The sequence below is a fragment of the Bowmanella dokdonensis genome, from assembly GCF_017254865.1.
In the GTDB taxonomy this organism is placed as follows: Bacteria; Pseudomonadota; Gammaproteobacteria; order Enterobacterales; family Alteromonadaceae; genus Bowmanella; species Bowmanella dokdonensis.
The window spans coordinates 67,064-80,893 of the sequence record NZ_JAFKCV010000013.1; the positions used below are offsets into that span (position 1 = coordinate 67,064).

Annotated in this window: 14 protein-coding genes; 10 read left to right on the forward strand and 4 right to left on the reverse strand. The window is 53.7% G+C overall.

The window, feature by feature from the left end; translation table 11 throughout:
* The first annotated feature begins 15 nt into the window (after positions 1-15).
* Positions 16-549 (forward strand): chemotaxis protein CheD, encoded by a 534-nt coding sequence (locus tag J0A66_RS17760; protein ID WP_206575193.1) that lies wholly within the window; start codon positions 16-18, stop codon positions 547-549.
* Here the strand turns inward: J0A66_RS17760 and olsF are convergent.
* From olsF to rpsT, 4 genes are all read right to left on the reverse strand, one after another.
* Complete coding sequence (gene olsF, locus J0A66_RS17765) at positions 537-2,234, reverse strand: bifunctional ornithine lipid synthase OlsF (protein WP_206575194.1); 1,698 nt, start codon at positions 2,232-2,234, stop codon at positions 537-539. The genes J0A66_RS17760 and olsF overlap by 13 nt on opposite strands.
* Positions 2,235-2,336: 102 nt before the next feature.
* Complete coding sequence (locus tag J0A66_RS17770; RefSeq protein WP_206575195.1) at positions 2,337-3,131, reverse strand: UDP-2,3-diacylglucosamine diphosphatase; 795 nt, start codon at positions 3,129-3,131, stop codon at positions 2,337-2,339.
* Positions 3,132-3,236: 105 nt separating this feature from the next.
* Complete coding sequence (locus J0A66_RS17775; protein WP_206575196.1) at positions 3,237-3,545, reverse strand: hypothetical protein; 309 nt, start codon at positions 3,543-3,545, stop codon at positions 3,237-3,239.
* 233 nt (positions 3,546-3,778) lie between these two features.
* On the reverse strand, positions 3,779-4,042 hold the full coding sequence (rpsT, locus tag J0A66_RS17780; protein ID WP_206575197.1) for a 30S ribosomal protein S20: 264 nt from the start codon (positions 4,040-4,042) through the stop codon (positions 3,779-3,781).
* 175 nt (positions 4,043-4,217) lie between these two features.
* Between rpsT and murJ the strand changes: the two genes are divergently transcribed.
* The 9 genes from murJ (at position 4,218) to J0A66_RS17825 (ending at position 13,819) form a co-directional block, all read left to right on the forward strand.
* Positions 4,218-5,789, forward strand: a complete 1,572-nt coding sequence (gene murJ / locus J0A66_RS17785) for a murein biosynthesis integral membrane protein MurJ (RefSeq protein WP_206575198.1) — start codon at positions 4,218-4,220, stop codon at positions 5,787-5,789.
* A 94-nt stretch (positions 5,790-5,883) separates the two neighbouring features.
* Positions 5,884-6,807 (forward strand): bifunctional riboflavin kinase/FAD synthetase, encoded by a 924-nt coding sequence (gene ribF, locus J0A66_RS17790; RefSeq protein ID WP_206575199.1) that lies wholly within the window; start codon positions 5,884-5,886, stop codon positions 6,805-6,807.
* 65 nt (positions 6,808-6,872) lie between these two features.
* Entirely contained in the window at positions 6,873-9,701 is a 2,829-nt protein-coding gene (gene ileS, locus J0A66_RS17795; RefSeq protein WP_206575200.1) for an isoleucine--tRNA ligase, read from the forward strand.
* Complete coding sequence (gene lspA / locus J0A66_RS17800; protein ID WP_206575201.1) at positions 9,694-10,191, forward strand: signal peptidase II; 498 nt, start codon at positions 9,694-9,696, stop codon at positions 10,189-10,191. The genes ileS and lspA overlap by 8 nt, the downstream gene beginning before the upstream one ends.
* Positions 10,184-10,624: an FKBP-type peptidyl-prolyl cis-trans isomerase gene (gene fkpB, locus J0A66_RS17805; protein ID WP_206575202.1), complete on the forward strand. Its 441-nt coding sequence runs from the start codon at positions 10,184-10,186 to the stop codon at positions 10,622-10,624. The genes lspA and fkpB overlap by 8 nt, the downstream gene beginning before the upstream one ends.
* A gap of 12 nt (positions 10,625-10,636) precedes the next feature.
* The gene (gene ispH, locus J0A66_RS17810; protein ID WP_206575203.1) at positions 10,637-11,581 is read left to right on the forward strand and encodes a 4-hydroxy-3-methylbut-2-enyl diphosphate reductase; all 945 of its coding nucleotides are present in this window, start codon (positions 10,637-10,639) and stop codon (positions 11,579-11,581) included.
* 200 nt (positions 11,582-11,781) lie between these two features.
* Positions 11,782-12,405 carry a type IV pilus modification protein PilV gene (pilV, locus tag J0A66_RS17815; protein WP_241264277.1) on the forward strand — a complete coding sequence of 208 codons (624 nt, stop codon included), beginning with the start codon at positions 11,782-11,784 and terminating at the stop codon, positions 12,403-12,405.
* Positions 12,402-13,253, forward strand: a complete 852-nt coding sequence (locus J0A66_RS17820) for a PilW family protein (protein WP_206575204.1) — start codon at positions 12,402-12,404, stop codon at positions 13,251-13,253. Before pilV ends, J0A66_RS17820 begins: the two co-directional genes overlap by 4 nt.
* Positions 13,250-13,819, forward strand: a complete 570-nt coding sequence (locus J0A66_RS17825) for a PilX N-terminal domain-containing pilus assembly protein (protein ID WP_206575205.1) — start codon at positions 13,250-13,252, stop codon at positions 13,817-13,819. Before J0A66_RS17820 ends, J0A66_RS17825 begins: the two co-directional genes overlap by 4 nt.
* Positions 13,820-13,830 lie beyond the last annotated feature (11 nt).

The following is a 13,830-nucleotide window of genomic DNA, read 5'->3' on the forward strand; positions in this document are numbered from 1 at the left end:
CAGGATCCTTTGCTTTTGGCGCAACAGACTAAAAAGCCCCTGGTACTGCTTCCCGGTGATCTGGTGTTCGGCAAAGGAACGCGGCCTATGACCACCTTGCTGGGATCCTGTGTGGCCATCACCCTGTGGCATCCAGGGAAACATTTTGGCGGTATGTGCCACTTTGTGCTGCCACGACGGCCGGAAGGAATAAAAGATGGCAACAGCCGACCCGACCCCCGTTATGCGGTAGATTGCATGCGGATTTTCCGGGATCTGGCACTGAAACGGGGCACCCGTCTGACTGAATTCCAGGGCAGGATATTTGGCGGAGGCAATATGCTGCCCGGGTCCAATGATGCATCGCTAAGGGAGCTTGCTGACAGCAGTCCGGTTGGCGATATCAATGCGGCCGAAGCTTTTGCGGGCCTGACGGCCGAAGGAGTCAGGGTAATGGAGGCGGATGTGGGCGAGCAGGGGTATCGGCGGGTCTGGTTTTATCCCTGCTCGGGCAAGGTGGAGGTCAAGTTTGTTGCTTTGTCGGCCAGTCAGCCCCGCTACGGCATATAGCGCTTGCGCTTTTGCTCCTTTAACCGGGAGATATCTACCAATACCAGGCCGTCCACACAGTCATTGAAATCAGGATCCACGCCGAAGCTGAGAAATTTAACCCCGTCCTGCTCACAGATTTCAGTGTATTGTTTGTAGAGGGTGGGAATAGCCACCCCCATGTTGGCCAGCAGATGCTTAAGCTTGCTGAAATCGGCTTTGTAGTCCTCGCCGCTGAAGGCGTTTTTTAGTTCCGCCGGCAGTAGATAAGGACGGCTTGAGCACGCCATCCCCCGTTCAGCGCCAAAATAGAGCTGGTAGAAGACCACTAAGAGATCTTTGGCGGCAGAGGGCAGGGCTCCACTGATGCTGACAGGACCAAACAGATAGCGGTACTGGGGATGGCGGGTCAGAAAGGCGCCGATGCCATACCACAGATAGTCGAGGCTGCGCTTGCCCCAGTATTTGGGTTGTACGAAGCTGCGGCCCAGTTCCAGCCCCTGTTCGAAATAGGGAGCCATTTGCTCACCATAGTCGAACAGACTGGCGGAGTAGAGGCCCGGTCCGTTCCGATTGGTGATAAGTTGTTTGGCATCGCCGAAACGGTAGGCGCCGACGATTTCCAGTTCGTCCTTGTCCCATAACAACAGGTGGTAATAGTGGCTGTCATACTGGTCGATGTCGCGGCGCTTGTTACTGCCCTCACCAACAGCCCGAAATGCCACTTCGCGCAGGCGCCCTATTTCCCGCATGATAGGGGAGCTGTCCCGGTACTGATACAGGCAGATTTCCTTGCCATCCCCCGTGGTTCCAAGCAACTCACACTCCTTGCGCATGGCTCGGCTGAGCTCCCGCCTGTCTTCGGGCAGGGCAATGGCCTTCTGGGTGGGGAAAATACCTTCCTTGTCCAGCCCGATACGGTACAGATGCTTCTTGAACAGTTTGACTTGCTGGCGTGACGAAATTTTCTGTCCCTGGTAGGACTCATAGGGAATCATTTCGCCAATGCGCATGGGCAGGTGTTTCTTGCGATGCTTGAACATTTCGGCCACCAGAAACAAGGTGGCCAGTGGCTTGTACAGCATGGAGACACCGTAGAACACCGGCGAGTTTTTGCCGTCAATAAAAATGGGCAGAACCGGGGCCTTGGCGGCAGAAGCGATGCGCAGGAAGCCGGAGCGCCAGCGGGTATCCCTGACGCCTTGCGGGCGAAGCCTGGAAACCTCGCCGGCAGGGAAGAGGATCACTGCGCCCTCATCAGCCAGATGGTGGTGGATCCTGGTCAGGTTTTCCCTGGCCGTGCCACCGTTCATATTATTGACCGGCAGCAGCATATTGTGCAGTGGTCCTACGGCCATCAGCATTTCATTGGCGACGACCTTGATATCCCGTCTGACTTCACTGACCAGCTTGATCAGGGCCAGGCCATCCAGGGTGCCGATGGGATGGTTGGCTATTATGACCAGTCTGCCCTGTACCGGAATACGTTCCTTTTCGCTGTCACGGGCCGAATAGCTGAAGTTGAAATATTCCAGTACCTGCTCGACAAAGTCGACGCCCTGCAGATAAGGATATTCCCTGGCAAATTCCTGGAATTCCCGTTCATGGAGCAGGCGTTTGAGAATAAATCGAATCGGAGCAAGCAGGCGGGGATGGCTGGTCAGTCTGGGATAATGTTTTTGCAGTACGTCGTCGACAGTAAACATAAGACACTTTCTGAACTGTTATTGGTCCAGAGTCTACTCATCCAAGGTGACGGTTTTGTGAGCCTTTTATTGCGATTTAATGACCAGAAACACACCCTGGTATCAGGCTGCCTGCTTGGTTCGCGCCTTTCCGCTAACCGCTTGTAAACTGGTTTGGATGCGGGTCCAGAACACCAGGCTCAGTTTGCCTGAAGCATCTTCTGTCAGCGCCGAGCAGTTTTCAATCCAGTCGCCGGTATTGCAATAAGTGATCTCCTGCTGGCGGCTGATTTCAGGGTGGTGGATGTGACCACAGACGATACCGTCGAGCTGCATTTCCCGCGCAGTCCGACAGCCTATTTCCCGGTACCGGCCGATGGCCTCATTTGCCCCTTTCACCCGGCTTTTGATATAACCGGCCAGGGACCAGTAAGGATAGCCAGCCAGGTGGCGAAACCTGTTGTACCAGCGATTAATGAACAGCAACAAGTCATAGGCCTTGTCGCCAATCCAGGCGTGGAACTTGCCGAAGCAGACTTCCTCATCAAACTGGTCTCCATGCAGCAGCAGGAGTCTGCGACCATCTGCGGTGGTGTGAATGTACTGGCGGTGAATTTCAACCTCACCAAAGGCCATGCCGTCATATTTCTGCGCCGGTTCGTCGTGGTTGCCGGGCAGGTAGATAACCCTGGTGCCCTCGCCGGTCAGGGCCAAAAGGCGATGAAACAGTTGATTGTGGGATGTTGGCCAGAGGAATTGTTTACTCATGGCCCACATATCGACGATGTCACCTACCAGGTAGAGGGTCTCTATCTTGCTGTGGCGCAGAAAATCCAGCAGGTATTCCGCCTTGCAATCCTTGTATCCCAGGTGAATATCGGACAGCCAGACTGTCCGGTAATGGTTTTTCCTGTTCATGGGGCGCGCCTCTGCAATGATTTTTTCCAGGCTAAGAACGCGGGCTTACACTTTGGTGACGTTAATTTTAAATTGTGATGACAAATCTGGGCGATGCGCCCCGGGTCATAGCAGATGGCGGATCACGGCCAGCAGGCCCTGGGTCTCGATAACCCGGTATTGCTGGCAACTGTCACCTTTTTCAAACTCGTAGCAGACATGCAGGTATTGCGTGCTGGGATCTATTTTGACAAAACTGGCGTTAGCATCCAGTAACATGCCGGACTCACCAAAGCCCCGCCAATACACACCCTTGGAGACAACATTGGAACGCTCGTAGGTGATTAGCTTTGGCGTGGGCACCAACATCAGAAAAACCAACAAGAAGAGTATCAGGCCGATACCCGCCAACATGCGAAACTGGGTCTTAGTCACTGAAACGCCTTTTATTGCTCGCCTGGGGTGCATGGCACGATGCCAAATGGGGGAAAGATCTTAACAGAGCCGGGTTGGACTGTCTGCCCATGGCCGGACATGAAATGGGCGTTCAAAAGTAAAAATTTGTAAATTCACCTGACAGCAGGGCAGGGTGAAGATACAAAAAAAGCGCCGGGTGGCGCTTTTTTACTACTGCCGTTTAATACAGCAGCATGGCGAAACTATTGCTATCAGGCCAAAGCTTTGATCTTAGCGGCAAGACGGCTCTTGTGACGGGCAGCCTTGTTCTTGTGGATCAAGCCTTTGGTAGCCATACGGTCCAGCACGGGCACAGCAGCGTTAAACGCAGTCTGAGCAGCAGCTTTGTCACCAGAGGCAATAGCAGCAATCACTTTCTTGAGGCTGGTACGCGTCATGGAGCGACGGCTGGCATTGTGCTGACGACGCTTTTCGGCCTGGATAGCACGTTTCTTAGCAGACTTGATGTTAGCCAAGGTGAAACTCCCAAAAGATTCTTGTCAAAATTTAAGGGTGCGGATTATTCCCGTAAACCGCCAGATTGTCAAATGCTTTTGACGCTTTATTGGCCAGCAGGATGGGATTCTTTTGCGTTTCATTTCAGCCGGCAAATGGCCATAATAGAGCGCATTTTATCACATGGGGCCAGTTGTGTCGGCTAAGTTGCTGAAATCCGGATTGATTGTCAGTTCGATGACCCTGTTGTCCAGGGTTCTGGGTCTGGTCAGGGATATGGTTGTAGCGAACCTGATGGGCGCGGGCGCCGCCGCGGACGTGTTCTTTTTTGCCAACAAGATCCCCAATTTCCTCCGTCGTCTGTTTGCCGAAGGGGCCTTTGCCCAGGCTTTTGTACCTGTGCTCAGTGAAGTGCATAACCAGGGGGACGGGCAGGCGCTTAAGCTGTTTCTGGCCAGGGTCGCCGGCACCCTGGGTACATTGGTGCTGGTGGTCACGCTGATTGGTGTCATAGGTTCGCCGGTACTGGCGGCGCTGTTTGGTACGGGCTGGTTTCTCGATTATCTGAATGACAATCCGGATGGGGCCAAGTATGAGCTGGCCAGTCTGATGCTTAAGATCACCTTCCCTTATTTGTTTTTTATCACCCTGACCGGGCTGGCCGGCGCTATCCTCAATACCTTGAACCGCTTTGCCGTCGCAGCCTTTACACCTGTGTTGCTCAATATCTGTATTATCGCCGCCGCCCTGTATCTTTCCCCACGACTGGAGCAGCCGGCCATCGGCCTGGCCTGGGGGGTGTTTTTCGGCGGGTTGGTGCAACTGCTGTTTCAGGTGCCATTTCTGGCCCGCACCGGATTGTTGGTCAAACCTCAATGGGGATGGCGCGACCCGCAGGTCAGCAAGGTTCGGCGCCTGATGATTCCAGCCCTGTTCGGTGTTTCTGTCAGCCAGATAAATCTGCTCCTGGATACCTTTATAGCCAGCTTCCTGGTGACCGGCTCCATCAGTTGGTTGTATTACTCTGACCGCCTGCTGGAATTTCCTTTGGGTCTGTTCGGTATTGCCATCGCCACGGTGATTCTGCCCACCTTGTCACGTAACTATGTCAGCGCCAACAGCCAGGAGTTTCGTGACAATATGGATTGGGCCATGCGTATGGTTTGCCTGCTGGGGATCCCGGCGGCCGCTGGTCTGGTCGTGCTGGCAGAACCTCTGCTGACAGTATTATTCGTGCGCGGGGAATTTGACGCCCAGGATGCCAGAATGGCTTCATACAGCCTGATGGCGTATGGCTGTGGATTGTTGAGCTTTATGCTGGTCAAGGTGCTGGCACCGGGATTTTTTTCCCGCCAGGATACCAAAACCCCGGTTCGTTACGGTATCTGGTCGATGGCGGCCAATATGGTTTTCAACGTTATTTTTGCCATTCCCTATGGTTATGTGGGGTTGGCTATCGCCACTTCCCTCTCGGCCAGTCTCAATGCGGCGCTTCTTTATCAGAAACTACACAAGCTTGGGGTTTACCAGTTGGGCAACAAGACAGGATTGTTCCTGCTGCGGGTTGGTTTGGCCACTGCCGCTATGGTCGCCGTGGTGATCTACCTTCAGCCGGCCGGTCCGGCCTGGCTTGAATGGTCGGTACTCGAACAGGTGGTACAGTTGGGCTGGTTGATTTTCTGTGCTGTCCTGACCCTGGTGATAAGTGCTGTTTTGCTTGGAATACGCCCGGCGGATTTCGGCAAGCAGCTTGCCGACAGGCTTTAATTCAGGCTCCAGTGGGTTATAATCGCGTGATTTTTGCTGTATAAGCCGGCTGCACGGGCAGTACATGGCTTGAACACTCGATAAGGGGTAGCTGGTGGAGCTGATTCGGGGCCTGCACAATATCCGGGAAAGACATAAAGGATGTGTGCTGACCATCGGCAAGTTTGATGGTGTGCATCTTGGTCATCAGGCGGTAGTCAGAAACCTGGTGGAAAAAGCACGGGAAATGCACCTGCCCGCTACTGTGATGGTGTTTGAACCGCAGCCGGAGGAAGTCTTCAACCCGCAAGGAGCGCCAGCCAGGTTGAGCCGTTTGCGGGACAAGTATCAGCAGTTGCGAAAACTGGGCGTCGACCGTTTACTCTGCATCAGATTTGATCGGCATTTTTCTCAGTTGTCTGCCAATTTCTTCGTCGAAGAACTGCTGGTCAAGAAACTGGGAATAGAATTTCTGGTGGTGGGTGACGACTTTCGGTTCGGCAAAGGCCGTACAGGCGACTTCAGCATGCTGAAGCAGGAAGGAGAACTGTTCGGTTTTCAGGTGGTCAGTACCCGTAGTTTCAGGTTGCAGGATTGCCGCATCAGCTCCACTGCCATTCGCGAAGCGCTGGCACAGTCTGATTTCAGACGGGCTGAGGCTATGCTGGGAAGACCTTTCAGCATCGTGGGCAAAGTAGTGCATGGCGACAAAAAAGGCCGGACTATAGGCTTTCCCACCGCCAATGTACTGCTTAAACGTTGCCGGACACCGGTTGCCGGCGTATTTGCCGTACGGGTAAGGTTTAACGGACAAGAGTACCGGGGAGTGGCCAATATAGGCAATCGCCCCACGGTGAACGGACAGCGTTCTCAGTTGGAAGTGCACCTGTTTGACATGAACGAACACCTTTACGGAAGGACCATAGAAGTCCAATTGACAGCCAAGATCCGGGATGAAATGAAATTTCCCTCCCTGGAGGCTTTGCAACAACAGATTCGGCAGGATGCCACCCAAGCCAGAGCCCTGCTGTCAGCTTGACAGAGGCTGTAACTTCAACGCTGCAACGCCAGTAGCGATTAGAACCAGAGCGGAACAGAGGATCGATGAGCGATTACAAACATACCTTGAATTTGCCGGAAACCGAATTTCCCATGCGTGGCAACCTGGCTCAGCGAGAGCCGCAGATGCTCAAGCAATGGCAGGAAGACCGGCTGTATCACAAGATTCGTGCAGCAAAGGCCGGCAACCCGCCTTTTATCCTGCATGATGGCCCTCCCTATGCCAATGGCGACATCCACATCGGCCATGCTGTGAATAAAATTCTCAAGGATATGATTGTCAAATCCAAAACCCTGTCCGGCTTTGATGCGCCTTATGTGCCGGGCTGGGACTGTCATGGCCTGCCCATTGAATTGCAAGTAGAGAAGAAAGTCGGCAAGCCGGGTAAGAAAGTCAGTGAGGCCGAATTCCGCCAGTACTGCCGGGAGTATGCTGAAAAGCAGATTGACGGTCAGAAAACCGACTTTGTGCGCCTGGGTGTGCTGGGAGAATGGGATAAACCTTATAAGACCATGGATTTTCAGTCAGAAGCAGACATCCTGCGTGCCCTGGGAAAGATCATTGACAATGGTCACCTGGAAAAAGGCTTCAAGCCCGTCCACTGGTGTACGGACTGCGGTTCAGCACTGGCCGAGGCCGAAGTGGAATACAAGGACAAGACATCTCCTTCAATTGATGTGGCCTTTAAGGTAGTGGATGAAGACGCCCTGGTCGCGGCTTTTGCCCATCCTGAAAACCATGTGGGCGAAGGACCTGTCTCCGTCGTTATCTGGACGACCACACCCTGGACTTTACCAGCGAACCGGGCAGTCAGTGTCAGTCCCAAACTGGAGTATGTGCTGGTTCAGGCTGACACCGAGCAAGGCAAGCAACGCCTGGTTCTGGCAGCCGAGTTGATGGACGAGTGCATGGACAGGTTTGGCATCAGTCATTATCACGCTTTGGGCTATTGCAAGGGCAAGGCGCTGGACAACCTGCGCGTCAGGCATCCTTTTTATGATTTCAGTGTGCCCTTAATCCTGGGCGATCATGTGACCACGGAATCCGGCACCGGCTGTGTACATACGGCCCCCGGACACGGTGTGGATGATTTTAACGTGGGCAAAGAATACGGTCTGGAAGTGGCCAATCCTGTGGGTGCCAACGGCGTTTACCTGGACGATACGCCGCTGTTTGCAGGTGAACATGTATTTAAGGCCAATGACCATGTGATTGAAGTGCTGAAAGAAACAGGCAGCCTGATGCATCATCATGCCTATGAGCACAGTTACCCCCATTGCTGGCGGCACAAAACACCGATTATTTTCAGGGCCACCCCACAGTGGTTTATTTCCATGGATAAGCAGGGCCTGCGTCGTGACTCCCTGGCCGAGATTGCCAAAACCCAGTGGATCCCGGACTGGGGACAAAGCCGGATAGAAAAAATGGTTGAAGGGCGGCCCGACTGGTGTATCTCCCGTCAGCGTACCTGGGGTGTGCCTATCGCTTTGTTCGTGCACAAGGATACAGGCGATCTGCACCCGGACAGCCATGCTCTGCTGGAAAAAGTCGCCACGCTTGTGGAACAAAATGGCATCCAGGCATGGTGGGATCTGGATCCGCGGGAGCTGCTCGGTGATGAAGTGGATACCTATGTCAAAGTCAAAGACACCCTGGATGTGTGGTTTGATTCAGGCGTCAGCCATTATTTTGTCGTCGATCGCCGTGATGATATTCCGGCCAGCGCCGATCTTTACCTTGAGGGGTCGGATCAACACCGAGGCTGGTTCATGTCATCCCTGATGACTTCAGTGGCGGCCAAGGGCCATGCGCCGTACAAACAGGTTCTGACCCATGGCTTTACGGTAGATGCCCTGGGTAAGAAAATGTCCAAGTCATTGGGTAATGTGGTGTCTCCCCAGGATGTGATGAATAAGCTGGGCGCGGACATCCTGCGTTTGTGGGTCGCTTCAACCGATTACCGCTCGGAAATGACGGTGTCTGACGAAATCCTCAAGCGTGCTGCCGATGCCTATCGTCGCATCCGCAACACCGCGCGTTTCCTGCTCGCCAATTTGAATGGTTTCGACCCACAGGAGAACCTGGTGCCGGTGGCTGACATGGTGGCGCTGGATAAATGGATGGTCAGTCGCGCCAAAAGGCTTCAGGAAGAGCTTCAACAGGCGTATGAGAAATACGACTTCCTGGTGGTGGTGCAGAAACTAATGCAGTTCTGTTCCATTGAACTGGGCAGTTTCTACCTGGATGTGATCAAGGACAGACAATATACGGCCAAGGCCGACAGTCTGGCACGCCGCTCATGCCAGAGCGCCTTGTATCATATCGCCGAAGCGCTGGTGCGCTGGATGGCTCCGATTATGAGTTTTACGGCGCAGGAAATCTGGCAAGCGCTACCTGGTAAACGCAGCCAGTATGTGTTTACCGATCAGTGGTACCGGGGCCTGGAGGGTATAGAGATCGATCCGAAACTGGGCGATGCATTTTGGCAGCAGCTTCTCGAAGTAAAGGATGTGGTTAATAAAGCGTTGGAAGATGCCCGTCGTGAAGGCAGGATTGGCGGCTCACTGGAAGCGCAGGTCACCCTGTATGCCAGACCCGAGTTGGCAGCTCAGTTGGAGCTGTTGGCAGACGAACTGCGCTTTGTGCTGATCACTTCGGCCACCCGCGTGATTGAAGCTGATAAACAACCTGCAAACCTTGAGAACACGGAAGTGGAAGGTTTGTGGGTGGCAGTGAATAAGACTGCCGGGGCCAAGTGTGTACGCTGCTGGCACCACAGAGAGGACGTGGGTACCCATAAGGAACATGAGGAACTCTGTGGACGTTGTATCGATAATGTGGAAGGCGAAGGTGAACAGCGTCATTATGCTTGATAGCTTTAAACAAAGTGGGTTGCGCTGGCTGTGGCTGGCATTGCTGACCATTGTGCTGGACCAGTTGACAAAGATCTGGGTCATGGATGCGATGACACTGTATCAGTCCATCAGCATCATGCCGTTCTTTAATCTGACCTATGTCCATAACTATGGGGCGGCATTCAGTTTCCTCAGTGATGCCGGAGGCTGGCAACGTTGGTTCTTTACTGCCATCGCGATCACTGTCAGTGCTCTTATCCTTTATTGGCTGAAACAAAGCAAGGCCGAGCAGGTGTTGCTGCCGGTTGCGTTCAGCCTGATACTGGGCGGTGCGTTGGGTAATCTTTACGACAGACTGGTCTATGGCTATGTGGTGGACTTCCTTGATTTCTATGTGGGCAACTGGCACTGGCCGGCGTTCAACCTGGCCGACAGCGCCATCTGTGTCGGAGCCGGCTTGTTGGTGATCGATGCCTTTCGCAACAATGGGGTGAAGGCTGATGGCTGATAAACTGATCAACGATGGCAGCGAGGTAATCCTGCACTTTGATCTGAAGCTGGAAGACGGGTCGGCGGCAGACAGTACCCGGGTCAATAACAAACCCGCCAGACTTAAGATAGGTGATGGCAGTCTGACGTCCAATTTTGAAGCCTGCCTGTTGGGCATGAAAGAGGGCGAAAGAAGGGCATTTACGCTGGGACCGGAGGATGCGTTCGGCCAGCCAAATCCGGACAATATCCACCATATGGACAGGTCCAGGTTTTCTGCCGAAGCGACGCCCAAACCGGGGATGATTATCGCGTTTTCCCAGCCTGGCGGGGCAGAGATCCCGGGAATTGTCAGGGACGTGCAAGGAGAATCAGTGACAGTGGATTTTAATCACCCGCTGGCGGGACATCGGGTCATATTCGATGTTGAAATCATCAAGATCAACGACTGAAGGCAGCCGGTTATGCAAATACATCTAGCCAACCCCAGGGGGTTCTGTGCCGGCGTGGACAGGGCCATTACTATAGTGGAAAGGGCGCTGGAAATGTTTCCGCCTCCCATCTACGTGCGTCATGAAGTGGTGCATAACAAGTTTGTGGTGGACGGACTCAAATCCCGTGGGGCCAGGTTTGTTGATGAATTACATGAAGTGCCGGATGACAGCATTGTCATTTTCTCTGCCCATGGGGTGTCTCAGGCGGTCAGGCAGGAAGCCGAATTGCGGGGGCTGAAGGTCTTTGATGCCACCTGTCCGCTTGTGACCAAGGTACATATGGAAGTCACCCGGGCCAGCAAGAAAGGGATCGAATGCATCCTTATTGGCCATCAGGGCCACCCTGAAGTGGAAGGCACCATGGGGCAGTACGACAACCCCAGGGGAGGCATCTATCTGGTCGAGTCGGCCGCTGACGTGGTCAGCCTCCAGGTAAAGAATCCCAATCAACTCTATTACTGCAGCCAGACGACGCTTTCTGTCGACGACACGGCGGAGGTTATTGATGCTCTGCGGGCTAAGTATCCGGCCATCGAGGGGCCCCGTAAGGACGATATCTGTTACGCCACACAGAATCGTCAGGATGCGGTTCGTGAGCTGGCCGGTCGATGTGATGTGCTGCTGGTGGTCGGCGCACAAAACAGCTCCAATTCCAACCGGCTGAAGGAACTGGCAGACAAAATTGGCGCCAGGGCCTATCTGATAGCCGGAGCAGATTGTATCCAGCAGGTCTGGCTGGACGGAGCAAAACATATAGGGGTCACGGCAGGAGCCTCGGCACCGGAGATTCTGGTGCAAGGCGTGGTTTCAAAACTGCAGGAGTGGGGAGCCACGCAGGTAACAGAAACACCCGGCCGCCTGGAAAATATTGAGTTCGCCGTGCCTAAGGAGCTCAGAGTCCGTCAGGTGGGCTGAGTATTTTGAATCATACGAAAAAAGGCGCGAATCAGCGCCTTTTGTCGTTTTTAGGCGTATTCTCTATGCTAAATAATCATACCATAGCGCACGGAGCCATAACCTAGTCGGGAAGAAAGTACGTTAATTTAATACTCACAAAGCCAGTCTTGGTAATGTCTGTTGCGTAGTACTGGAGAGATGTGAGTGAAGGTTATCAAATGAGTAGAGTAGCATTTAGCCTGGCCAGGGGCATAGGCATGATTGAAGTGCTTGTTACCCTGTTTATTCTTTCCATAGGTCTGCTCGGTGTGGCCTCTTTACAGTTCGTAGGTTCTTTCTCTAATGCCGATGCCCTGAATCGTTCCCAGGCTGTGACTGTCACCCAGCAGTTGGCCGAGCGTTTAAGAGCCAATGCAGTGCTCTCTTCTACGGGAAACGGGCTGGTCGTACACAACGATTATTTCGATGACGATTTGTACAACTTTGCCAATTTAAGTGGTTGTACCGGCGCCAATCCCTACCCCTGCTATTGTCTGGCTCATCCTGCAGACATACCGGATTGTCACGGTGGAGACTGCAACCAGGCAGAGTTCGCCGCCTTGGACGCCTACGAGGTGTCCTGTTCTCTTGCTTCAAGTAATCCTGCTGCGACAGTGTCCCTAACCTGTACAGATAATGACGGGCTGGATGCCGATGCATGCAGTTCGGGCTCAAGGCACAGGATCATCGTTTCGTGGCCCACCGAGAGCTGGCAGAACATTGACCGGCAGTTGAATGCCGCTTGTAACCCGGTGGCCGGCGCCGAGCCAAGAGATTGTGTCGTATTGGATGTCACCTTATGAAAGACAAGGGCTTCAGTCTGGTCGAGCTGATGATCAGCCTCACGCTGGGATTACTGATTTCCGGCGCCATAGTGCAGGTGATGGTCAGCAATCAGGTCACCGAACGGTTGAACCGAGCCGTCGCCTCAGTGCAGGAAAATGGCCGGTATTTTATTACCCGCATTCGCGGCGATCTGATGATGACCGGATTTTATGACACCCTGTCCCCGGATCTGGATCGCAGCGTGGACATTATCGATGAAGAGTCCTTTCTTCAACACCGGGCTGTGGTTCTCCCCGGTGACTTCGTTAACGCCCCCGGTCTGGGTGCGCAGCAGGGGGCCAATGGGGCAAACGACAGACTGGTGGTGGCCTTCCAGGCCAGCGAGGATTGTCGTGGCGCCGAGTTTGGCTACGGCGGAGATGAGTTTTTTGTCGTCAATGAATATTACATTGACGACGAACAGCTTAAATGCCGGGGGTATGACGGAAGAGTCCTGAGGGGCTTACGGTCGGCGCCGGTTGGCTCTGACAGTGATCCCGTGGTGTTACTGGACCAGATTGCCAGCTTCCAGCTTCTGTATGGCATCGCCAATAACCAGGATGCCGGTGACTTCTCGGCCCGGCCAATTCGATATGTCGCCGCCGACCAACTGGCTGCAGAGCGGCTTGCCGATTCTGCAGTGGTGACAATCAGGATTGCGGTTTTGCTCAAAGGCGACGGTAAAATCGCCCTGAATAATGAACCTGATTTTCGATTGCTGACCGAAGAGCAGCAAACGCCTCCGGGCCAACATCTTTTCAAACAGTTCGAGACGACCATTTCGTTGCGTAATTTAAAGAATCAACTGAGAAGCAGAAAGATATGAAACAACAAGGACTGGTATTGGTCTTGGCACTACTGGTACTGATGAGCCTCACCATTTTGGGGGTGTCAGCAGTCAGCAGCAGCCTGATGCAGAACAAGATGGCTGTTTCAATGGAGAAGCAGTTACTGGCCTTTGATGCGGCGGAGGCAGCCCTGGCCGGGGTCATATTTGAATCTGAGGACACGCTGGTGCTGACGGATGATAATTTGCTGGATCCGCTGTCCGAAGCCAGACAGGACGTCGCCATTGATTTGACCAATCAGGACCTGAGCTGTTTCGATCCCGTCAACTGGACGGCCCGGCAATTAACCAGTGCGGGTTTGACGGCGGGTACCCGCCATGACGCGGCCGGCAACTACTACAACAATCCCCAGCTTACCAGTTGGTCGAGAACGGCCTTCGTGGGGGAGCAGGCCTGTAAAGGCTCCAGCAACGTGATTGGCGGCAGCAATATCAGTTGTCATGTATTTCTGGTCAGGGGGTGCGGGCAACTGAGCGGTCAGTCCTATGCTATTGCCAATACCCTCAAAGCATCCGTTTTTGCCCCAGCCCAGGGCAATCAGTAAGGTCGAGGTGG

Excerpts from the sequence above, each read along its gene's own strand:
- fkpB (WP_206575202.1), top strand. The coding sequence starts at position 10,184 with ATGGCTGATAAACTGATCAACGATGGCAGCGAGGTAATCCTGCACTTT.
- olsF (WP_206575194.1), bottom strand. The coding sequence starts at position 2,234 with ATGTTTACTGTCGACGACGTACTGCAAAAACATTATCCCAGACTGACC.
- pilV (WP_241264277.1), top strand. The coding sequence starts at position 11,782 with ATGAGTAGAGTAGCATTTAGCCTGGCCAGGGGCATAGGCATGATTGAA.
- ispH (WP_206575203.1), top strand. The coding sequence starts at position 10,637 with ATGCAAATACATCTAGCCAACCCCAGGGGGTTCTGTGCCGGCGTGGAC.
- J0A66_RS17820 (WP_206575204.1), top strand. The coding sequence starts at position 12,402 with ATGAAAGACAAGGGCTTCAGTCTGGTCGAGCTGATGATCAGCCTCACG.
- ileS (WP_206575200.1), top strand. The coding sequence starts at position 6,873 with ATGAGCGATTACAAACATACCTTGAATTTGCCGGAAACCGAATTTCCC.
- J0A66_RS17770 (WP_206575195.1), bottom strand. The coding sequence starts at position 3,131 with ATGAACAGGAAAAACCATTACCGGACAGTCTGGCTGTCCGATATTCAC.
- lspA (WP_206575201.1), top strand. The coding sequence starts at position 9,694 with ATGCTTGATAGCTTTAAACAAAGTGGGTTGCGCTGGCTGTGGCTGGCA.
- J0A66_RS17825 (WP_206575205.1), top strand. The coding sequence starts at position 13,250 with ATGAAACAACAAGGACTGGTATTGGTCTTGGCACTACTGGTACTGATG.